Raw genomic sequence first — 20,399 nt, forward strand, 5'->3', positions numbered from 1 at the left:
GCGGTGTCGTCCGGCGCTGCACGCCCCGCTGCGCGCCCTCCTCCTGCCATTTACGGGGCCGGCGCCGTCTCGTCCGGGCAGCTGACCTCGTCCTCCGGCGTATACAAGGTCATCGGCACGCGCTGGCCGTCCACTTCCAGCTCGCGCACCTTCGGCGGCACCAGCTGGAATTGGCCCGCTTGCAGCTTCTCGCGCAGGGGCTTGCAGCGCAGGGCATCGGTGGGGATTTGCCCGCGCGCGGTCCAGCTGCCGTCGTCTTTTTCCGCCAGCAACACCGACGAGGCGCGCGGATCATTGCTGATCAGCAACACGTCCTGCTTGCCGTCGCCATCGAAATCGAGCAGGTAGGCGTCGCACTGCGGCCCTGCCCGCTTCAGGCAGGCGGGCAGGCGCCAGGCTGGGCCCACTTGCGTCCAGTCCTGGCGCAGGAAACTGTCCGGCAGCTTCGCCGTGGCCGGGCGCAGGGTCAGGTTGATCGACACGTCGCTCAGCGCGCCCGTCTCGTCGAGGCGGTTCTGGCGCTTGAGCATGGCCTCGGCGCGCGCCCGCACGATGGCCGCATCCGGGCCCGTCGTGCGTTTCGTCAATTCCTGCAAGGCCGCCTGGCCATAGCGGGCGCCCTGGAAGCGCAGGTATTCGAAATCGAACTTGTCCACGCCTATCTTGCCGCTGTCCAGGCGCGCCATCTGGCTGGCCACGGAAATGCGCGCCGGGTCCGCCAGCGGCGAGAACAGGGCGAACAGCACCAGCAGGGTAACAAAGGCGGTGGCCACGTTGACGTTGGCGATCAGGTGCAGCCAGTCGCCATACTTGCTGGCCGCCCAGGCATAGCCGGCGGCGTAGCAGGTGGCGACCAGCAGGCAGGCGGCCGCGATCAGGCGGTCGGAGGTCCAGCCGTGCGACATCACGCGCAAGGTCAGCGCATAGATGGCGATGCCCACCACCCACGGCAGCAGCAGGCAGGCCAGGCGCGTGCCCAGGCGGATGCCGCGCGCCACGCCATGGCCCACTTCGCCATTCTGGAAGGCGGCATTGATCAGCACCACCAGCACGCCGGCCATGCCCAGCAGCACGGACGCCGCATGGCGCGTGGCCCACAGGCGCTCGAAGCCGATGAAGGGCAAGGTCAGCAGGAAACCGGAAACGAGCACGGCGGCAATCGGCATCAGCCACGACAGCAGTACCAGCAGCAAGGTGCGGATGCCGCGCACGATGGACGGGCGCACGTCCGTGATGTGGATGGCGAAGGAAAACGCGAAGCAGATGACGGGAATCACGAACCAGGCCTGGCCCAGCAGCTTTTTCAGGAAACTGAGCTTAATCAGCAGAAACAATTGCCCGCCCAGCCACAGCACCAGCCACAGGCCCAGCACGAACAGCAGGGAAAACAGCAATTGAATGCCCAGCTTCCAGGCGATTTCAAAGTAGGTCGGGTAGCGGGCGATGCGCTGGCCATCCTGGGCGCTGGCCAGCACCAGCGCGTGGGCGATATAAAACCCCACCACGCAAAAACCGAACAGCTGGGCCGAAATCACGCGCAGCGGCGCGCCCGGCTTGTAGTTGCCCCAGATCACGTGCTCGGCGCCGCGCGCCACGTCGTGCCAGGCCAGCACGGCCAGCACGACGGCCGCGCCCGCCATCCACAGGGCGATGCGCTTGAGGGACATGTGGCCCAGGCTGGACACCAGCAGGATGGGCAACAGCAAGCTGATCAGCATCAACGGACCCAGCAGATAGGCTTCCGTGGCGGGCCACACCTTGTCTTGCGCCGTGCTGTACAGCCAGTACAGCAGCAAGCCTTGCAGCAGGCCCGTCACCAGGCGCGTCACCGCGATGCGCGGCGCCACCACCGGATCGAGCAAAGCCATGTTTTTTCCTGCCGCATCCTGCTGCATAATCATTCCCTTAGAGTCGTTCATTGCAGGCATTGTTGCACTGCGAGCACGACCATTATTGCATTTCGTTATCGTCATCTCAACAGCGATTCGCGCGCGCGCCCTTCCCGCACCCCTCGCCGCGGTGCACCGGCAGGCTTTGCGCCAGGCCCCAGGCCAGCTCCGGCACGAGGAACAGCCACAGCAGGGGCTGGCCCGTCACCAGCAAGGCCCACGCCATCCAGGTGGAAAACAGGTAGCGGGCCGCCGCGTCATAGCGGCCGAAGCGCGGCTGCGGGTCGAGCATGCGCAGCACCGACCAGACCATCACCACGCTGCCAAACAAGCTGCCGATGAGCACATGAAACGGCTCGAACACCGGCAGCGGCACGCCGCCCAGCGACACATTGACGGCGCTCAAGTGCTCGCGCAGCAGCAAAAACGTCCACGGCGTGGTAAACGGGGCAATCATGAGCACATCGTAAATGGCGCTGGCGCGCACCACGCGGCGGAAGGCGGAAACGGACAACATGGCAACTCCTGTGTATGGAAAGCATCCATTCTCAAGGCTGGAGTACACTCCATGGTCAAGCATTTTATGAAGGAACACTTCCATGCAGATCGGCGAGATGGCGCAGGCGACGGGCTTGAGCCGCGATACCCTGCGCTTCTATGAAAAACGGGGCTTGCTGCGCGCGCGGCGCGGCGCGAATGGCTACCGCGACTACCCGCCCGAGGCGGCCGACTGGCTGCGCTACCTGCGCACGGCGCAGCAGCTGGGTTTTACGCTGGCGGAAATCGAGGCCGACATGCCGCTGCTGGCCGGCGCAGGCGATCCCGCCATGGCGGAACTGCTGCGCGCGGCGCTGGCGCGCAAGCTGGCCGACATCGATGCGCGCATCGCCGGCTTGACGCAGTTGCGCGGAGAACTGGCGCGGCGGATGGAGCCGCAGGCGGCCGCCTGTCCGTTGCGGGGAAATGCCGACGTCGCCCGCTAATTGACTGCCGTGGCTGCAGTTGCCGGGCGCGGCGTACGCGCACGGTCTCTGAAAAACAAAAACCGCCTGGGCATGGCCGCAGGCGGTTTTGACGTGGCGCAAAGCTGGAATTACTTGGCGGCCTTGCGGCGGCGCAGGAAACCCATCAGGCCCAGGCCGGCCAGCAGCATGGCGTAGGTTTCCGGTTCCGGCACGGCGGCCATCACGGAAACATTGTCGATCACGGCGCCCGAGTAATTGTCGAACGGCGTGCCGGCCTTGGCGGCGCTGGCAAACGACAGGGTCGCCAGGCCGGTGGTGGCCGCCGTGAAACTCAGGGTATTGCTGTACAAGGTGTTCGAGGCGGCGGCCGTCGAGTAGAAATCCCCCGCCACGCCACCGAAATTGACGCTCACGCCCTGGCCTGCGGGGCCGCCGGAATTGCGCGCCATGTCAAAGGTCAGGCTGTACGTCTGGCCGGCAACAACGCTGAAATTTTGCGACAGGAAACCCGGACCTGGCGTGCCCAGCAAATCGACGCTGTAGCCGTTGATGGCGTTATACGCATTGCGGATCAAGTCGATGGAACTGGCGCCCACGGTCCAGCCCGTGATGGCCGACGAACCGCTGTTGACGACTTTAAAGCCGCTGTCGAAGGTATAGCCGGAAGCAACCGTTTCAAAATTGCCATTCGTAATCAGATTGACGGGGCTGGCGCTGGCGCTGCCGGCAGCAAACAGGGCGACAACGGCTGCGATGGTGGCGATTTTCATGTATTGATTTCCTTGCCTTAATGGCATTAAAGTTACCTTAAGTGAAATCATATCCCAGCCAGGATGAAAATCCAAGAACTTTACAAAAATATATTTAATGTGAGCAATTTGCAACGTCTTCAGGCGCCCTCGCCCCTTCCGGAAGGCGACAGCTCAATCAAGCTCTTGCCGCGCCACCAGGATGCCGTCCGCATCGGCGTAGATCCAGTCGCCCGGATGCACGGCCACGCCGCTGACCTGCACGCGCACGTCGCGCTGGCCGGCGCCCGTCTTGTTGCTCTTGCGCGGATGCGTGGCCAGGGCGCGCACGCCGATCTGGCAGACATTGATTTCCTCGCTGTCGCGGATGCAGCCATCGACGATGATGCCGGCCCAGCCATTGCTTTCGGCCAGCACGCCCAGCTGGCCGCCCACCAGCGCGCGGCGCAGGCTGCCGCCGCCGTCGATCACCAGCACATGGCCCTGGCCCGGCGTTTCCAGGGTGCTGCGCACAAGCGCATTGTCTTCGAACACGTGCAGGGTGGTGGCGGGGCCGCAAAAGCGCACGCGCTGGCCGAAGGACCGGTACACGGGCGGCAGCACGGCCAGGGTGCCATCGTCCAGCATGGCTGCATAGTCGTCGCACAGGTCGGTGGTGGCAAAGGTCATGGGGATTCCTTTCGTGGCAGATGGCAACGATTCTATGCCTTTTGCAGCGCCGCGGCACGTGTTTTGCCGCCCACGCCCACGGCCGTGGCAATCGCCAGCGCCTGGAACAGGCCGATGAAGACGAACAGCATGGCCGGATGGTCGCCATCCATCAGCGCGCCAAAGAACAAAGGGCCCACGGCCAGGCCGCTGTCGAGACCCGAATACACGACGCCATACACGCGCCCGGTGGCATTCTTCGGCGCCGCCGCGCGTATCATCAGGTCGCGCGACGGCCCCGCCACGCCCGACATCAGGCCGATGGCGCCCATCAGCACCACCGCGCCCCAGGCCGGCACGACGGCCATGGCCAGCAGCACCGCCAGCAGCGCGGCGGCGGCAAAGGCGATCGCCACGTTGCGGTCCGGCTGCTTGCTGCGCGCGCCCACCACGCCGCCGGCCAGCATGCCCACGGCCGAGGCCAGCATATACGCCGTGTAGGCGCTGGTGGCCAGCGCCAGGCTCATGCCGTACAGCTTGACGAGGGCCACGCTGGCAAAGCTCTGGATGCCGCCCAGGGCGATGGCGGTAATGAAGAAGAAGGCAAAGCACATCCATACGGCCGGCAGGCGCAAAAAGTCCAGGGTGCCTTCGCCGCCGGCCGGCTGGCCCGGCGCCGCCTTCTTGACCGGCTCGGGACGGATGGCGTGGCGGTTCAGGAACAGGATCAGCAGCACGCCGAACGGCAGCACGGCCGCGCACTGCAGCGCGATTCTCCAGTCGTAATGGGTGGCGACATACGTCATGAACAGGGGCGCCAGCGCCCAGCCGATATTGCCGCTGATGCCATGCACGGAAAAGCCGTAGGCCACGCGGGCCGCCGACACGCGCTGGTTGAGAATCGTGTAGTCGGCCGGATGGAACACGCTGTTGCCCATGCCGGCCAGCATGGCGCCCAGCATCAGCGCCGCATAGCTGTGGGCGGCGGACAGGGCCAGCGCCGACAGGCCCAGCAAGAAAATGCCGGAAAACAACACGGCACGCGCGCCGAAGCGGTCGACGACAAAGCCGGCCAGCGCCTGCCCCACGCCCGAGATGATGAAGAACACCGTCATCAGCAAGCCCAGTTCCGCATACGACAGGTCGAAGGCGGGTTTCAGCCAGACGAACAGGGCCGCGAGGATCAGGTGATAAAAGTGCGACACGCCATGCGCCAGCCCCACCAGGGCGATGACGCGCGCATCGCCGCGCAAGGTGGGAAGTCCGGATGCCGAGTTAGTTGTTATCATGTCATACCCTGTCTTATACTGGTGAAGCTCAAGTGTATGCAAAATACCATCGTCTGTTTTCCGACAGAACGACATAATTTATCGAATTAAGGCCAAGCTGATGGGTGTACCTATCCTCCACCATACCCGCATGTGTCCGCCACGGGAAGCGCCCAGCGCGACCATCCCCGTGACGATGATCGCGCGCGACCTGCAACCCGATGAATTCTTGTTACCGCATACCCACCCCTGGGGCCAGGTCACGATGGCGCTCGAAGGCGTGCTGCGCATCACTGCCAACAACAGCAGCTGGGTGCTGCCGCCCATGCGCGCCATCTGGATCGCGCCCAACGTGGAGCATGCCGTCACGATACTGGAAAAAACCCGCTTGCGCCCCCTGTGCATCCATGCCGCGCGCGCGCCCTTTGCGGGCCACGACTGCAAGGTGCTGGAAGTATCGAATTTGCTGCGCCAGCTGATCATGGCGCTGGAACAGCTGGATCCCGGACAGGAACCGGCGCGCGAGGCGCTGCTGGCCGAATTGATCCTCGATGAATTGAAACGCTCGGCCACGCGCCCCATCCGCGTGCCCTTGCCTGGCGACAAGCGCCTGAAAAGCCTGTGCGACAGCCTGATCGAGAAACCGGGCTTGAACCAGACCCTGGAACACTGGGCGCAGCAGGTCGGCGCCTCGGAGCGCACCCTGGCGCGGCTGTTCGAACGGGAATTGGGCATGAGTTTTGGCCAGTGGCGCCAGCAAGTGCGCCTGGCGCACGCGGCGCCCCTGATCGCGCGCGGCGTGCCGCTGTCGCAAGTGGCCGAGGAACTGGGCTACGCCAGCCAGTCGGCCTTTTCCGCCATGTTCAAGAAGACTTTCGGCAGTTCGCCGTCAGCCTTCTTTGCCCAGGGCGACAGAATCTAGCCAACTGGAAAGCGCGCCGATACAGCGCCCAGGGCAAGGCGCAGCGCCGCAGGCAGTACGCTGCAAGGCGATGCAACGCCGCCATGGGCGCTTTAGCGGTGCGCTCTTAAGCCATGAAGTCGAAGAGCGAATTCTTGCCGGTATAGCCCGGCAAAGCCGAGTTCGTTCCCATCTGCTCCTGGGCGGAATACGCTTTCACCAGCGCCTGCGCCTGGGCCGTCAGCGCCTTGGCCAGCACGGCTTTCTTGTTGGTGAGCGTCGTGATGTCCTTGCCGACCGTTTGCACTTCCTTGCGGATGATGCTCGTTTCGCCCGTCAGCTCGCCGATCTTGCTGGCGAACTGGTCCGCCACACCCTTGCCGTTATTCGTGAACATCTTGCTGACGGCGTCCGGATCGGCCGCGATGGCGGCCTTGAGCTTTTTATCGTCGAGCACCAGCTCGCCGCTCTTGCCCAGGGTCACGCCGGCGCTGCTCAAGACCGAGGAAGGCACGCCCGTGCTGGCCGTGCGCAGCACCTGCTCCATCTGCGAGCGCACTTGCCCCAGGGCCGTGTCGGACTTCAAATCGCCCTGCTGCAGGCTCTGCAGCTTGCTGTTGAGTTCATTGTAGGCCGTGACGAAGCTGGCCACGTTGCTGGCGATCTGGCTGCTGTCCTTGGCGATGACGAGATCGGTCGTGCCTTTTTTCTTCAATTCGATGGTGGCGCCCTCGACGGCCGTCGTCAGGGTATTCGTGGCGCTCTTGATTTCCTTGCCGTCGACGGTCAGCAGCGCATCCTGCGCGGCGGCCGTTTGCTGCATGCCCTTGCCGGCGCCGGGCGCATAGCTGAGCAGATTGCTGACGGCCGCGTCGCCGGACACGCTGATGCGCATGCTGCTGTCGGCGCCGCTCTTGCCATTGATGGCCAGCGAGTAGCCATCGGCACCTTTCACCACGCTGGCGTCGATGCCCTGCTGCTTGAGCGCGGCGGCGATGCCGTCGAGGCTATTGTTGCTGCTGTCGATGGTCACCGCAATGATCTTGCCGCTGCCGGGCGTAAATTGCTTGCCGTCGGCCGAGCCCACTTCGATCTTGACCAGCGCGGGCGCACCGGTGCCAATCGCCGCGCTCGAGGATTTCTGCGCGCCGCTGAGCAAGGTCTGTCCCTGCGCCAGTTGCTTGACGTTCATTTCATGGCTGCCGCTGACCGCCTTGTCGGTGGTGGTGGCGCTCAGCACATCCTTGCTGCTGGACGTGGCCGACGTGGCCAGGCCGCTGCCGGCCATGTTCTTGGCCACGGTCTGGAATTTCGCCAGCGCCGATTGCAGCTGGCCCAGGCCGGAGAACTTGGCCTGGTCGCGCGCCAGACTGGCGTTGAGCTTGACGACGCCCGTGTTCTGCGACTGCATCTGGCGCTCCACCTTCGCATACACATCGGCCGAGATATTGCCCTGCGTCGTCTGCTGCGTGTTGTTGGTGTAGGCCCTGCTGTTGATGGTCGAATTAAACATGGTAGGCGTTCCCGTCGGGTGTAAGGTCATGGCACACGGTTCAGGTCGTGACCGTGCTGCGCTGGAAACGGACGGCAGGCGCGCGTGGCGCGGCAAGGTCCCTCTTCTGGTTGATAATTATGCAGTATTACCGGAATATCAAAACAGCGAACAGAACAGGTTTTTCCTGACTGCAAACCCATATGCACCATTTTAGCGCAATCACTTGCCGCTTATCGCGGACGCGCCTCAGCGCATGAATTTCGAAATGGCGCTGCTGACGGCCATGTCCAGCTGCTGGAAAGTGAGTCCCACCTTGAAACCTGCACTGCTGAAAATGCAGTGCGAGACGGACACGCGCGCCTCGATGATGTGCGCCGCGCCATCGTAAAACAACTCGAACAGCACCTTGCCTTTCTTGCCTGTCGGCACCGGTTCCGCGATGACGGCCGACATGCCGCCCGGCCCCACATCGAGGGTGCGCGCCGCCACGGGGCCCGCGCCATCCATTACCAACATTGCCTTGGCACGCAATATCTTGCGTGCGCCCTGCCTTTGCTCAACTGACACTGTATTCCGCTTCTCTATCTATGCATTGTCGATGCGGATGCGCGAGGCGCATCCATCGGACAAATATTATAGTTCTAAACGGAAATTTTGTTTGACTTGTCTCAAGCTTGGCATTTAAACCATACCAACTTTTACTCGTGGTCTCGTAGCTTGTTGAATGCTTCATCGATGCGCTCGACGCCGATGACCTTGAGGCCCTCGATGACCTGTTTCGGCAAGTTCGACTTGGGCACCACGGCCAGGGTAAAGCCCAGCTTGGCCGCTTCGCGCAAGCGCTCCTGGCCCCGTGGCGCGGGACGGATTTCACCGGCCAGGCCCACTTCGCCAAACACCACCAGGCCCCGCGGCAAGGGTTTGTTGCGCATCGACGAGTTAATCGCCAGCAACACTGCCAGGTCGGCCGCCGGTTCCGTAATTTTGACACCGCCGACGGCGTTGATGAACACATCCTGGTCGAAGGCAGCGATGCCCGCGTGGCGGTGCGCCACGGCCAGCAGCATGGCCAGGCGGTTCTGCTCCAGGCCGACGGACAAGCGGCGCGCATTCGGCAAGTGGCTGGTGTCGACCAGGGCCTGGATTTCCACCAGCAGCGGACGCGTGCCTTCCTGCGTCACCATCACGCACGAGCCGGGCACCTGGTTGTCGTGCTGCGACAGGAACAGCGCGGACGGGTTCGACACCCCTTTCAAGCCCTTTTCCGTCATGGCGAACACGCCCAGTTCATTGACGGCGCCGAAACGGTTCTTGATGGCACGCACGAGGCGGAAGCTGGAATGGGCGTCGCCCTCAAAGTACAGCACCGTGTCGACGATGTGTTCGAGCACGCGGGGGCCGGCCAGCGCGCCCTCTTTCGTCACGTGGCCGACTAAAATGATGGTCACACCCGTCTGCTTGGCCGCGCGCGTGAGCTGGGCCGCGCATTCGCGCACTTGCGCCACGGAACCGGGCGCCGAGCTGAGGGCGTCCGAATACACGGTCTGGATGGAGTCGATCACCACCACTTCCGGCTTCAGGTCGTTCAAGGTGGACAGGATCTTTTCCAGTTGGATCTCGGCCTGCAGTTTGAGTTCCTTGGCGTCGATGACGAGGCGCTTGGCGCGCAGGGCGATCTGCGCGCCCGATTCCTCGCCGCTGACGTACAGCACGCGCTTGTGATGCGACATGTTGGCCAGCGCCTGCAGCAGCAGGGTCGACTTGCCGATGCCGGGGTCGCCGCCGATCAGCACGACGCCGCCCGCCACCATGCCGCCGCCCAGCACGCGGTCGAATTCCTCGATGCCCGTGCCGAAGCGGGGCACGTCGATGGCGTCGATATCGTCGAGCGAGAGCACGGGCGCCGTCTGCGCCAGCGACATGTGCTGCGGATTCGAATAGCGGTTGTTACCGCCCGTCTCGGGCAGGGTTTCCACCATGGTGTTCCACTGGTTGCACGAGGTGCATTGCCCCATCCATTTGTTGCTGATGGCGCCGCAATCGCTGCACGTGTAGATGGTCTTGACTTTTGCCATGGTGTACTTTGCCCGGGTAAGGTGAAACTGCTGTCTATATATACAGTATATACAAACGGCGGGCCGCCGTCACTGTGCCGCTTCGAGCACGGGCACGCGGGGCGCCAGTGCGCACATCAGCTCGTAGCCGATGGTGCCGGCGGCCAGGGCCACCTCGTCGATCGGCATGCCCTGGCCCCACAAGGTGACGGCACTGCCGACTTTTGCACCGGGCACGTGCGTCAGGTCAACCATCAGCATATCCATCGACACCCTGCCGATGAGGCCCGTGCGCACGCCGTCGACGAGCACGGGCGTGCCTTCGGGCGCATGGCGCGGGTAGCCGTCCGCATAGCCGCACGCCACCACGCCCACCTTGATATTGCCGGCCGCTTCGTAGCGGCTGCCGTAACCCACCACTTCGCCGGCGGCGATATCCTGGATGCCGATGATGCTGCTGCGCAAGGTCATGGTGGGCAGCAAGCCGAACGCCTGCGCGGACGTGCCGCCGGGAGCGCCGCTGGGCGTGCCGCCGTACAGCATGATGCCGGGGCGCACCCAGTCGCTGTCCAGGTGGTGCAGCAGCAGGCCGGCCGAATTGCACAGGCTGCGCGGCAATGATGTGCCGACGCCGGCGCCGATGCTGGCCGTAATGCTGGCTACCCCGGCTTCGAAACGCAGCATCTGCTGCTCCAGGGGCAAACGCGTGGGCGCCGCCTCGTCCGCATTGGCGAAGTGCGTCATCAGGGTGATCGTGCCGATATGCGGCATGGCGCGCAGGCGCGCATACGCCCCCGCCACGGCGTCTGGCGTAAAGCCCAGGCGGTTCATGCCCGTATTCATTTTCAGGTGCACATCGATGGCGTGCGGCAGGCGCGCCGCTGCCAGCAGGGCGATCTGTTCCTCGCAATGCACGCTGCCGTTCAAGCCATATTGCGCCATGACGGGCAAATCGCTGGCGTCGAAAAAACCTTCCAGCAGCAGGATGGGCTTGGTCCAGCCCAGTTCGCGCAAACGCACGGCGTAGTCGACCTCGACCAGCGCCAGGCCATCGGCCCCGGCAAAGCCCCGCATGGCCCGTTCCAGGCCGTGGCCATAGGCATTTGCCTTGACGACGGCCCACACATTGGCGCCGCGGGCGCCGGCACGGGCGCGCGCCAGATTGTGTTGCATGGCATCGAGATGGATGGTGGCGAGAAGGGGCCTGGGCATATGCGTCGTTCACGGCGGGTGGGAAAGCCGTATTTTACCGGATGCACAGTACACGGACACGGCAGACGCCCAAGGTCGTATGCAGAGGACATCATTTATAAAATGCTCACATGTATGTGTATTTTTCTACGGCAGAAAAATTAAGGTTCGCTTAGGCAAGAGTATGCAAAGCGGCCCCTTCCAAACTTGGGGTTTGCCGTTTTTTCGTGGTATAAAGCAAGCCAGATATGATTTCAGGCAATCCAGAATGAATCGTGGTTTTTATACCATCATGGCGGCGCAGTTCTTTTCCTCGCTGGCAGATAACGCCCTCTTTTTTGTCGCCGTCGATTTATTGGTGTCCATGAAATCCCCGGCGTGGATCACGCCGCTGCTCAAACTGTCGTTCGTCCTGTTTTACGTGCTGTTGGCCGCTTTTGTCGGCGCCTTCGCGGATGCATTGCCAAAAGGCAAGGTCATGTTCATCGCCAACATGGTCAAGATCTTCGGCTGCGCCCTCGTCTTCTTCCACGTACACCCGCTGCTGGCCTACGCCGTCGTCGGTTTTGGCGCGGCCGTGTACTCGCCCGCCAAGTACGGCATCCTGACGGAACTGCTGCCGCCGGAAAAGCTCGTGGCGGCGAATGGCTGGATCGAAGGCTTGACCGTCACCTCCATCATCCTCGGCACCGTCATGGGCGGCGCGCTCGTCAGCGGCCACGTGTCCGACATGCTGCTGTCCTTCGACTTCCCCCTGATCGACACGGGCATCACCAACAAGACGGAAGCGGCCCTGTGCGTGGTGGTCGGCATCTATGTGCTGGCGACCCTAGCCAACCTGAAGATTCCCGACACGGGCTGCGTGTATCCGCACCAGGAACGCAATCCTATCAAACTGATTACCGATTTTGCCAATTGCTATTCCATCCTGTGGAAAGACAAGCTGGGCCAGATCACCCTGGCCGTGACGACCCTGTTCTGGGGCGCCGGCGCCACCTTGCAACTGATCGTGCTGGAATGGGCCAAGCAATCCTTGAACATGCCCTTCGACAAGGCAACCAGCCTGGTGGGCGTGGTGGCCATCGGCGTGGCCGCCGGCGCCGTGCTGTCGGCCCGCTTCATTCCGCTGCGCAAATCGCTGACCGTCATTCCGCTGGGCATCGCCATGGGCGTGATCGTCATGATGATGACGCAAGTACATTCCGTATGGATCGCCTATCCGCTGCTGATACTGATCGGCGCCCTGTCCGGCTTCTTTGTCGTGCCCATGAATGCCTTGTTGCAACATCGCGGCCACGTGCTGATGAGCGCAGGCCACTCCATTGCCGTGCAGAACTTCAATGAAAACCTGTCCATTCTGACCATGCTGGCCGTGTATTCGATCATGATCCGCCTGCACCTGCCGCTGAACATCATCATCACCCTGTTCGGCCTGTTCGTCGCCGGCACCATGTACATGATCATGCGTAGGCACAAGCTGAACCAGGCTGAGCACGACAACTTGTCGCTGATTGGCGAGCAGAAGCATTAAACAATGTGGCGTCGGATTACGCGCTATGCGCCTCGGCGGCCCCGCTAATCCGACCTACATGACTAAGCCCAACACTAACCCCAAGCAAGGGCTGGGGTCAGACGGGGACGCCGAGTCCCGACGGGGGAATGCATCCCAATGGGATGCATTCCGATCGCAAAGCGACTGACCCCGGCATTACGCTGGCAGCATGCCAGCCAGCCGCCGCACGGCAGCCTGCTGCGTCCAGTCATGCGGCACGACAAAACCGCGCGTGCGCTCTACTTCCCAGCCTTCGATAGTATCCACCGTTGCCACCATCACGGGTTGCGCCAGATCAAACAAGCGCGCCCGCAAGGCCTCCACGTCCAGCACTTCCACGTCGCGGCCCTTGAACGGCGCCAGCCATTGCAATCGCGGCAGCACGACATAGCGCCGCGCCGGCAATTGCGCCGGCGTGCACCAGAAGCCGTGTCCATGCTCTTCGGAAATACCGTCCAGGGCGGGCGTGGCTCCCGGTGCATAGAACAGCCAGCCCTTGACCAGCGCCTGCGCCGCGCGCACGGGCTGCGCCAGCAGGGTTTGCGCAGCCGGATGGCGGGACAGGGCCAGCTGCTTGTCGAGTATCTTGCGCATCTTCAAGCCCAGGGTATCGGCCAGGTTCGGGCCGATCAAGTGATTGAAGACGCCGGGATCGGGCGCGCCTTCCAGCAGGTAGAACTTGGTGGCGAATTCCCAGTGCAGCAACGCGTCACCCTCCGCCCCATCGCGCAGCAGGAAATCGAACTCGCCCACCGTATCGTTGCGGTTCACCTGCACCTGCAAACCATGCGCGGCCAGCAAGCCGTGTTGCTCAAAATAAAAGGCCAGCAGCTTTTCAGCGTACAGGCCCAGGCGGGAATAGAATTTCGGCCCCAACGCCGCATCGAGCGGCGACGGATCATCCTGCAGCGCCCCCAGCCAGGCGGCCACGGCAGGCGTGACGGGAGGCAAGCTGGCGATGCGCCCGCCCCAGTGGGAACTGGACGGGTCCAGCAAGTCGGGAGAGTCGAGCAGCCAGGCCAGCGCCCGCACGCGGGGGTGCGTCAGATGCCCCCAGCGCTGCTCGAAACAGGCCTGGAAGGTAGCGACGGCCGTATCAACCACCGTGCGCGCTTTTCGCCAGACACAAATCGGCCCAGGCGCGCGCCTTGGCCTTGCCCGTCCCGTCCTGCAACAGTTGCTCTGGGTGGAAGGTGGCCACGACGGAGGCCTTGCCCAGCTTGCGCACGGTGCCGCGCACGGGTTTTTCGCCGGGATTGATGCCGGCGGCGGCCATCGAGCCGAGCGTCAAAATGGTGCGCGGCTGCAGCAGGGCCAGTTCGCGCTCGAAATACGGGCGGCAGGCGGCGGACTCGGCTTCTGTCGGCAGGCGTTCCTGGCCCGCCTCGTCGAGCGGACGGCATTTCAGCAAGTGCGTGATGTACACATCGCTGCCCGCATCGACGGCGATGGCTTTGAGCATATTGTCGAGCAATTTTCCCTGCTCGCCCGGCAAGGCGCGCCCTTCCCGCTCTTCCAGGCGCGACGGGCTGCTGGCCAGCATCAGCCAATCGCCCTGGCGGTCGCCGCGGCCCATGACGACGCCCTTGCGCGTCTTGCACAGGTCGCAGCGCGCGCATTTGGCGACGGCGGCCGTCAAGCCTTCCCAGTCGAGGGCGGCGATATCGGCATCGCTCAGCTGTCTGGCGGGCGGCGGTGGCGGCGCATCGTCGAACCAGGCCGTGTCGTCGGACGCGGCGGGAGCGGCAGGCGTGGCAGGAGCGGGAGCGACGGCGACAGGCGCAGCAACGTCAACGGCTTTCACCTCAGCAACAACCTCAGCTGCGGGTACGCGCGGCGCGACCGGTTCAACCACGGCGGCCACCGGTGCCGCTGCTGCTTCCTCTACGATCTCGGCAACGTCAGCCGCTTCAGCGGCCTCGGGTGCGCCACCCTGGCGCAAGCGCCACAGGGGACCGACGCCCATTTCATCGAGGAAAACGGCGCTGCGGCTCATAAGGTATAACGCATCACGATGGCGTCCTCACGTTGCGAGTTACTGGCCGGATAGTATCCCTTGCGCCGGCCGATCTGTTCAAATCCATAGCGCTGATAAATATCGAGCGCGCGCACGTTCGACGGGCGCACTTCCAGCAGCATCGATTCCATGCCCAGCTGGCGCGCGCAGGCGCAGGACTGGTTCAGCAGGAAGCGGCCCAGTCCCTGGCCCTGGATGGCGCCTTCGACGGCCACGTTGAGCAAGTGCGCCTCATCGACGACCAGCATCAGCAAAAAGTAGCCAAGCAAGGTGCCATCCACGTCGCGCAGCACCCAGGCCGGATAGCCGCTCTTGAGCGAATCGACGAAGTTGCCGTGCGTCCAGGGATGCGGATACACGCGCTGCTCCAGCGCCAGCACCTCGGTCAAGTCCGCTTCGCCCATCGGCTGATAGTCGAGGCGCAGCAAGTCCCAGCCGGCAGCGCGGTCCTGGTCCGCCACACTCATTGCGCGGACTCCGCCGCGGCCTTGGCCTGTTGCATCTCTTGCCGTTCCGCGCTGGTAAAGGCGATCTTGTTGCGCAAATACAAAGGCTGCGCCTCGGTCGCCGTCACGAACTGGCCGGCCGCAAACGCGATGCGCGCCAGCTGCGCCACTTGCACGGCGTGCGGCATGATGGCGGCGTCGGCCGTGGCGGCGCATGGCAGCGGGGCCAGCGCTTCGGCGTAGGCGCTAAAACCGTTGCCGCAAGCGGCCACGTCGCCTTGCGGCGCCACGCCGGCCGGCGCGCTCAGGGCCGGCGGCGCAACAATCTGCAAGCCATCCTGGTAATCATATTGCGCCCAGTACACTTCGCCCATGCGGGCGTCGAGCACGGTCACGATGCGTTGCGCGCCATGTTGCTGGTGGCACGCCAGCGCCATGGCGTCGAGGGTGACGACGGGCACGACAGGCAGCTTGGCGCCATAGGCCAGGCCTTGCGCGATGCCGCAAGCCGTGCGCACGCCCGTAAACGAGCCGGGGCCGGAGCCGTAGGCGATGGCATCGACGTCGGCCAGGGTCACGCCCGCTTCAGCGAGCAATTCCTGCACCATCGGCAAGATGGACTGGGAATGGGTGCGCACGCCCGACGACGCGCGGGACAGGACGACATCGCCGCGCAACAAGGCGCAGGAGGCGAGTTCGGACGAGGTTTCAATGGCAAGCAGGGTGGGAAGTAAGGTAGACATAGCGTATTTTACCTTGCCGCGCCATGGCATGGCACTCCCCGCCGCGACATGCCGTGGCAAGCCGGGCAGCCCTCACGCCGATGCGGCTTGCACAGCGGCCCCGCGAGGACGGCTATAATGAAAGACGCGGCTCATTATTTGACCGGCATCAAGTCTGCCGCGCCAAGCAATCGCCTAGCAATCGCTGAGCAACATCGTCTTTCCACTCTTGCCCTGGTCCGTTCCGTGAATCCACTTCTTGCTAAACTGCAACCATATCCCTTTGAAAAGCTGCGCCAGCTGTTTGCTGGCGTGACGGTCAATCCCGAGTATGCGCCCATCAGCCTGGGCATGGGCGAACCCAAGCACCCGACGCCGGCTTTCATCGAGCAGGCATTGGTCGACAATATCCATGGCCTGGCCAGCTATCCGACCACCATCGGTTCGGAAGCCTTGCGTACAGCCATCGCCGGCTGGCTCGAGCGCCGCTACGGCATCCCCAAGCTCAATCCTGCCACGCAAATCCTGCCCGTGAACGGTTCGCGCGAAGCGCTGTTTGCGCTGGCGCAAACGGTGATCGATCCGGCCGCCGGTTCGCTCGTGATCAGCCCGAATCCGTTTTACCAGATCTATGAAGGCGCCGCCTACCTGGCCGGCGCCGAACCGTATTTCGTCAATTCCGACCCGGCGCGCAATTTCGGCTGCGACTACGACAGCGTACCGGCCAGCGTGTGGGAAAAGGTCAAACTGCTGTTCCTGTGTTCGCCGGGCAACCCGACCGGTGCCGTCTTGACCCTGACGGACTGGGAACACCTGTTCGCCCTGTCCGAGCGCTACGATTTCGTCATCGCCGCCGACGAGTGCTATTCCGAGATTTACCACGGCGACACGCCGCCGCTGGGCGCGCTGCAGGCGGCGCACATGCTGGGCCTGTCCACGGTCGAGCGCCCGTATGCGCGCCTGGTGGTGTTTTCCAGCCTGTCGAAGCGCTCGAACGTGCCGGGCATGCGCTCGGGCTTTGTCGCCGGCGACGCGGAAGTGCTGAAAAAATTCCTGCTCTACCGAACCTACCACGGCGGCGCCATGAGCCCTGCCGTGCAGGCGGCCTCCGTCGCGGCCTGGAACGACGAAACCCATGTCGAGGAAAATCGCGCCAAGTACCGCGCCAAGTTCGACGCCATCACGCCGCTGCTGCAATCGGTGATGGACGTGCAATTGCCGGACGCCGGCTTCTACCTGTGGGCCGACGTCAGCCGCACGGGCCTGTCCGACACCGAATTCGCGCAACGCCTGTACGCCGAATATAATGTCACGGTATTGCCTGGCAGCTACCTGGCGCGCGACGCGCACGGCATAAATCCGGGCCGCAACCGCATCCGCATGGCCCTCGTGGCCGAAACGGCCGAAGGGCTGGAAGCGGCGTTACGCATAGTAAAATTCTGCCAGCAGCTTTCCGCATCCGCATTAACTCACTAATAAGACATCATCATGAGCCAACAACTGCAAAACATCATCGACCTGGCCTGGGAAAACCGCGCCGAGATCAATCCGGGCAACGGCACGGCCGAACTGCGCGACGCCGTCTCCCACGTCATCAATGGCCTGGACAACGGCAGCATCCGCGTGGCGGAAAAAACCTCGGGCGACTGGGTCGTCAACCAGTGGGTCAAGAAAGCCGTGCTGCTGTCGTTCCGCCTGGAAGACAACGTCGTCCTGCCATCGGACGGCACGATGCAGTTCTACGACAAGGTCCCGACCAAGTTCGCCAACTACACCAAGGAAGACTTCGTCAAAGGCGGCTTCCGCGTGGTGCCGCCAGCCGTCGCCCGCCGCGGCAGCTTCATCGCCAAGAACGTCGTGCTGATGCCGTCCTACGTCAACATCGGCGCCTACGTCGATGAAGGCGCCATGGTCGACACCTGGGCCACCGTCGGTTCCTGCGCGCAAATTGGCAAGAACGTCCACCTGTCCGGCGGCGTCGGCATCGGCGGCGTGCTGGAGCCTATGCAAGCGAACCCGACCATCATCGAAGACAACTGCTTCATCGGCGCCCGTTCGGAAATCGTCGAAGGCGTGATCGTCGAAGAAAACTCCGTCATCTCGATGGGCGTGTACATCGGCCAGTCGACCAAGATCTACGACCGCGCCACGGGCGAAGTGACCTACGGCCGCGTGCCGGCCGGCTCCGTCGTGGTCTCGGGCAACCTGCCTTCGGAAGACGGCAAGTACTCGCTGTACTGCGCCGTGATCGTCAAGCGCGTGGATGCAAAAACGCGCGCCAAGACCGGCATCAACGAGTTGCTGCGCGGCATCTAATTACTGCGTCACAAGGCGCACGCAGCTCTCTGAATGTCCCGCTCCGGCGGGACATTTTCGTTTCCAGAGCGCAACTTCAATCGTCGCGCAGCCATCACCCATCCTGTCCTATACTGGATGGCATGAATACTCCTCCCGTATTGATCGTCGGCGCCGGCCCTACCGGCCTCATGCTTGCCTTGCGCCTGGCGCGCCATGGCGTCGATTGCCGCATCATCGATAAAAACAGCGGCCCGGGGCAGGCGTCGCGGGCCATGGCCGTGCATGCGCGCACCCTGGAGTTTTACCAGCAGCTGGGCTTTGCCGACGAGCTGGTCAGCCTGGGCATCAAGATCAATGCCATGCACATCCACGAAGGGGGCGAGGAACTCGTGAAACTGGCGCTGGGCGAGATCGGCGAGGGACTGAGCCCCTATCCTTTCGTGCTGAGCCTGCCGCAGGACGAACACGAGCGTTTCCTCATCAGCAAGCTGGCAGCGGCCGGCATACACGTGGAATGGAACGTGGCGCTGGATCTGTGGACGCAGGACGATAGCGAAGTGCAAGCCATCCTGCTCCACAATGGCGAACGACAATATTGCACGTTTGACTATATCTGCGGCTGCGACGGCGCCCGCAGCAAGGTGCGCGAGATCGCCGGCTTTGCGTTCTCCGGCGGCACCTACGACCACCTGTATTACGTGGCCGATGCGCAAGTGGCTGGCAACAACACGGATTTGCACGCCCACCTGGGCGCGAACTCTTTTGCGCTGATGTTGCCCGTGCGCACCAGCGGCATGCAGCGCCTGATCGGCATCCTGCCCGACAAGCCGGAAGGCACGCCCGCGCCCGTCTTCGACGACGTGCGGGAACAGGTGGAAAGCTTGCTGAATATCCAGGTCGAGCACGTGAACTGGTTTTCCACGTATAAAGTCCATCACCGGGTGGCGGCGCAGTTTCGCGAGCGGCGCTGCTTCATCCTCGGCGACGCGGCCCACCTGCACAGCCCCGTGGGCGGCCAGGGCATGAACACGGGCCTGGGCGACGCCGTCAACCTGGCGTGGAAACTGGCGCAAAAGCTGCGGGGACAAAGCAACGACGCCCTGCTCGACACCTATGAAAGCGAGCGCATCGTGTTTGCCCGCAAGCTCGTCGCCACCACCGACCGCGCCTTCCAGGCCATCGTCGCGCAAGGCATCGCCGGGCAATTCCTCCGGCGCTGGCTGGTGCCGCACGCGCTGCCCTTCCTCTCCGGCTTTGCACGGGCGCGTCGCTTGCTGTTCCGGACCGTGTCGCAAATCGAGATCAGCTACGAGGACAGCGCCCTCTCCGCCGGCCACGCGGAATACCTGCGCGGCGGCGACCGCCTGCCGTGGTTCTCGGACGGCACGCAAGACAATTTTATCGCCCTGCGCAGCATGGATTGGCAATTGCACATCTATGGCGAGCCGGCGCCCGAACTGCTGGACGAAGCGCGCGTGCTGAAACTGCCCGTGCATTGCTACACCTACAACGTGGCCGCCAAGCTGGCCGGCCTGGGCCGCGACGCGGCCTACCTCCTGCGCCCCGACGGCCACATCGCGCTGGCCCTGCACCAGCAGGAAAGCGGCGCCCTGCGCGCCCTGGCCTTGCGGCTGGGCCTGCATTTCGGTCCTGCCGAATCGGGCAAGGCGGCGCCCCGGCCGGTGTAGGGGAATCACGGGGCCGTGTTGCACTGCCGCATCGACTGCGCATCGACTGTATAATGTCGGCTACCATCGCATTTTGTCCTGGCGCAAGCGCCGCGATCAAGCGAACCGCATTCATTCCCCTTAGCCCTACCCATGACGACCATTACACTCTACGGTATCCCCAACTGCGATACCGTCAAAAAGGCCCGCACCTGGCTGGCCGCGCAGCAACTCGATTTCACCTTCCACGACTTCAAGAAACAGGGCCTGGAACGCGCCACCGTCGAGGCGTGGCTGGCGCAATTGCCATGGGATGTGCTGGTCAACAAGAAAGGCACGACCTGGCGCGCCCTGTCCGACGAGCGCAAGGCGTCCACCGTCGATGCGGCCAGTGCCCTGGACCTGATGCTGGAAAACCCATCCATCATCAAGCGCCCCGTGCTGGACAAGGATGGCCAGTTCAGCGTGGCGTTTTCCGATGTGCAATATTCAGCCATTTTTTCAGTTTAAACCCGACACCTGCAAGGCTGGGGTCGT

General features: G+C 63.6%; 20 protein-coding genes. 7 read left to right on the forward strand and 13 right to left on the reverse strand.

What is annotated here, in order from left to right:
• Positions 1-50: 50 nt before the first annotated feature.
• Both BZG29_RS20225 and BZG29_RS20230 read right to left on the reverse strand, forming a co-directional pair.
• Complete coding sequence (locus BZG29_RS20225; RefSeq protein ID WP_150131009.1) at positions 51-1,868, reverse strand: DUF4153 domain-containing protein; 1,818 nt, start codon at positions 1,866-1,868, stop codon at positions 51-53.
• A 106-nt stretch (positions 1,869-1,974) separates the two neighbouring features.
• Entirely contained in the window at positions 1,975-2,406 is a 432-nt protein-coding gene (locus BZG29_RS20230) for a hypothetical protein (protein ID WP_077406846.1), read from the reverse strand.
• A gap of 82 nt (positions 2,407-2,488) precedes the next feature.
• Between BZG29_RS20230 and BZG29_RS20235 the strand changes: the two genes are divergently transcribed.
• Positions 2,489-2,872 carry a MerR family transcriptional regulator gene (locus BZG29_RS20235; RefSeq protein ID WP_077406849.1) on the forward strand — a complete coding sequence of 128 codons (384 nt, stop codon included), beginning with the start codon at positions 2,489-2,491 and terminating at the stop codon, positions 2,870-2,872.
• Positions 2,873-2,982: 110 nt separating this feature from the next.
• Here the strand turns inward: BZG29_RS20235 and BZG29_RS20240 are convergent, their stop codons facing one another.
• The 3 genes from BZG29_RS20240 to BZG29_RS20250 all read right to left on the reverse strand — a co-directional run bounded on the left by BZG29_RS20240 (position 2,983) and on the right by BZG29_RS20250 (position 5,540).
• Entirely contained in the window at positions 2,983-3,624 is a 642-nt protein-coding gene (locus tag BZG29_RS20240; RefSeq protein ID WP_077406852.1) for a choice-of-anchor C family protein, read from the reverse strand.
• 153 nt (positions 3,625-3,777) lie between these two features.
• On the reverse strand, positions 3,778-4,272 hold the full coding sequence (gene rraA, locus BZG29_RS20245) for a ribonuclease E activity regulator RraA (protein WP_077406855.1): 495 nt from the start codon (positions 4,270-4,272) through the stop codon (positions 3,778-3,780).
• 32 nt (positions 4,273-4,304) lie between these two features.
• Positions 4,305-5,540 (reverse strand): MFS transporter, encoded by a 1,236-nt coding sequence (locus BZG29_RS20250; RefSeq protein WP_077406858.1) that lies wholly within the window; start codon positions 5,538-5,540, stop codon positions 4,305-4,307.
• Positions 5,541-5,640: 100 nt separating this feature from the next.
• On the opposite strand from BZG29_RS20250, the gene BZG29_RS20255 reads away from it, so the two are divergent.
• The gene (locus BZG29_RS20255; RefSeq protein ID WP_171985077.1) at positions 5,641-6,441 is read left to right on the forward strand and encodes a helix-turn-helix transcriptional regulator; all 801 of its coding nucleotides are present in this window, start codon (positions 5,641-5,643) and stop codon (positions 6,439-6,441) included.
• 106 nt (positions 6,442-6,547) lie between these two features.
• Here the strand turns inward: BZG29_RS20255 and fliD are convergent, their stop codons facing one another.
• The 4 genes from fliD to alr form a co-directional block, all read right to left on the reverse strand.
• Positions 6,548-7,933 carry a flagellar filament capping protein FliD gene (gene fliD, locus BZG29_RS20260; protein WP_077406863.1) on the reverse strand — a complete coding sequence of 462 codons (1,386 nt, stop codon included), beginning with the start codon at positions 7,931-7,933 and terminating at the stop codon, positions 6,548-6,550.
• A gap of 228 nt (positions 7,934-8,161) precedes the next feature.
• Positions 8,162-8,422, reverse strand: a complete 261-nt coding sequence (locus tag BZG29_RS20265; protein WP_253192660.1) for a PilZ domain-containing protein — start codon at positions 8,420-8,422, stop codon at positions 8,162-8,164.
• A gap of 191 nt (positions 8,423-8,613) precedes the next feature.
• The gene (gene radA / locus BZG29_RS20270; RefSeq protein WP_070255485.1) at positions 8,614-9,990 is read right to left on the reverse strand and encodes a DNA repair protein RadA; all 1,377 of its coding nucleotides are present in this window, start codon (positions 9,988-9,990) and stop codon (positions 8,614-8,616) included.
• Between the two features lie 69 nt (positions 9,991-10,059).
• Positions 10,060-11,181, reverse strand: coding sequence for an alanine racemase (gene alr, locus BZG29_RS20275; RefSeq protein ID WP_077406868.1), 1,122 nt, complete (start codon positions 11,179-11,181; stop codon positions 10,060-10,062).
• A gap of 247 nt (positions 11,182-11,428) precedes the next feature.
• Here alr and lplT point away from each other — a divergent pair, with 247 nt between their 5' ends.
• The gene (gene lplT, locus BZG29_RS20280; RefSeq protein ID WP_035820370.1) at positions 11,429-12,691 is read left to right on the forward strand and encodes a lysophospholipid transporter LplT; all 1,263 of its coding nucleotides are present in this window, start codon (positions 11,429-11,431) and stop codon (positions 12,689-12,691) included.
• A 177-nt stretch (positions 12,692-12,868) separates the two neighbouring features.
• Here the strand turns inward: lplT and BZG29_RS20285 are convergent, their stop codons facing one another.
• The 4 genes from BZG29_RS20285 to tsaB are packed head-to-tail and all read right to left on the reverse strand — an operon-like array spanning position 12,869 to position 15,918.
• Positions 12,869-13,816 (reverse strand): DUF1853 family protein, encoded by a 948-nt coding sequence (locus BZG29_RS20285; RefSeq protein WP_077406871.1) that lies wholly within the window; start codon positions 13,814-13,816, stop codon positions 12,869-12,871.
• Positions 13,809-14,708, reverse strand: coding sequence for a uracil-DNA glycosylase (locus tag BZG29_RS20290; protein ID WP_077406873.1), 900 nt, complete (start codon positions 14,706-14,708; stop codon positions 13,809-13,811). The genes BZG29_RS20285 and BZG29_RS20290 overlap by 8 nt, the downstream gene beginning before the upstream one ends.
• A complete protein-coding gene (gene rimI, locus BZG29_RS20295; protein ID WP_077406876.1) occupies positions 14,705-15,196 on the reverse strand; it encodes a ribosomal protein S18-alanine N-acetyltransferase in 492 nt (163 codons plus the stop codon). The genes BZG29_RS20290 and rimI overlap by 4 nt, the downstream gene beginning before the upstream one ends.
• Positions 15,193-15,918, reverse strand: a complete 726-nt coding sequence (gene tsaB / locus BZG29_RS20300; RefSeq protein WP_077406879.1) for a tRNA (adenosine(37)-N6)-threonylcarbamoyltransferase complex dimerization subunit type 1 TsaB — start codon at positions 15,916-15,918, stop codon at positions 15,193-15,195. Before tsaB ends, rimI begins: the two co-directional genes overlap by 4 nt.
• A 225-nt stretch (positions 15,919-16,143) precedes the next feature.
• Here tsaB and dapC point away from each other — a divergent pair, with 225 nt between their 5' ends.
• The 4 genes from dapC (at position 16,144) to BZG29_RS20320 (ending at position 20,372) form a co-directional block, all read left to right on the forward strand.
• Positions 16,144-17,373: a succinyldiaminopimelate transaminase gene (dapC, locus tag BZG29_RS20305; RefSeq protein WP_077406882.1), complete on the forward strand. Its 1,230-nt coding sequence runs from the start codon at positions 16,144-16,146 to the stop codon at positions 17,371-17,373.
• A 12-nt stretch (positions 17,374-17,385) separates the two neighbouring features.
• Positions 17,386-18,213, forward strand: a complete 828-nt coding sequence (dapD, locus tag BZG29_RS20310) for a 2,3,4,5-tetrahydropyridine-2,6-dicarboxylate N-succinyltransferase (protein ID WP_077406885.1) — start codon at positions 17,386-17,388, stop codon at positions 18,211-18,213.
• A 122-nt stretch (positions 18,214-18,335) separates the two neighbouring features.
• Positions 18,336-19,883 carry an FAD-dependent oxidoreductase gene (locus tag BZG29_RS20315; RefSeq protein ID WP_077406888.1) on the forward strand — a complete coding sequence of 516 codons (1,548 nt, stop codon included), beginning with the start codon at positions 18,336-18,338 and terminating at the stop codon, positions 19,881-19,883.
• 132 nt (positions 19,884-20,015) lie between these two features.
• The gene (locus BZG29_RS20320; protein WP_077406891.1) at positions 20,016-20,372 is read left to right on the forward strand and encodes an ArsC family reductase; all 357 of its coding nucleotides are present in this window, start codon (positions 20,016-20,018) and stop codon (positions 20,370-20,372) included.
• Positions 20,373-20,399: the final 27 nt, after the last annotated feature.

This window comes from Janthinobacterium sp. LM6 (assembly GCF_002002885.1).
GTDB lineage: Bacteria > Pseudomonadota > Gammaproteobacteria > Burkholderiales > Burkholderiaceae_D > Janthinobacterium > Janthinobacterium kumbetense.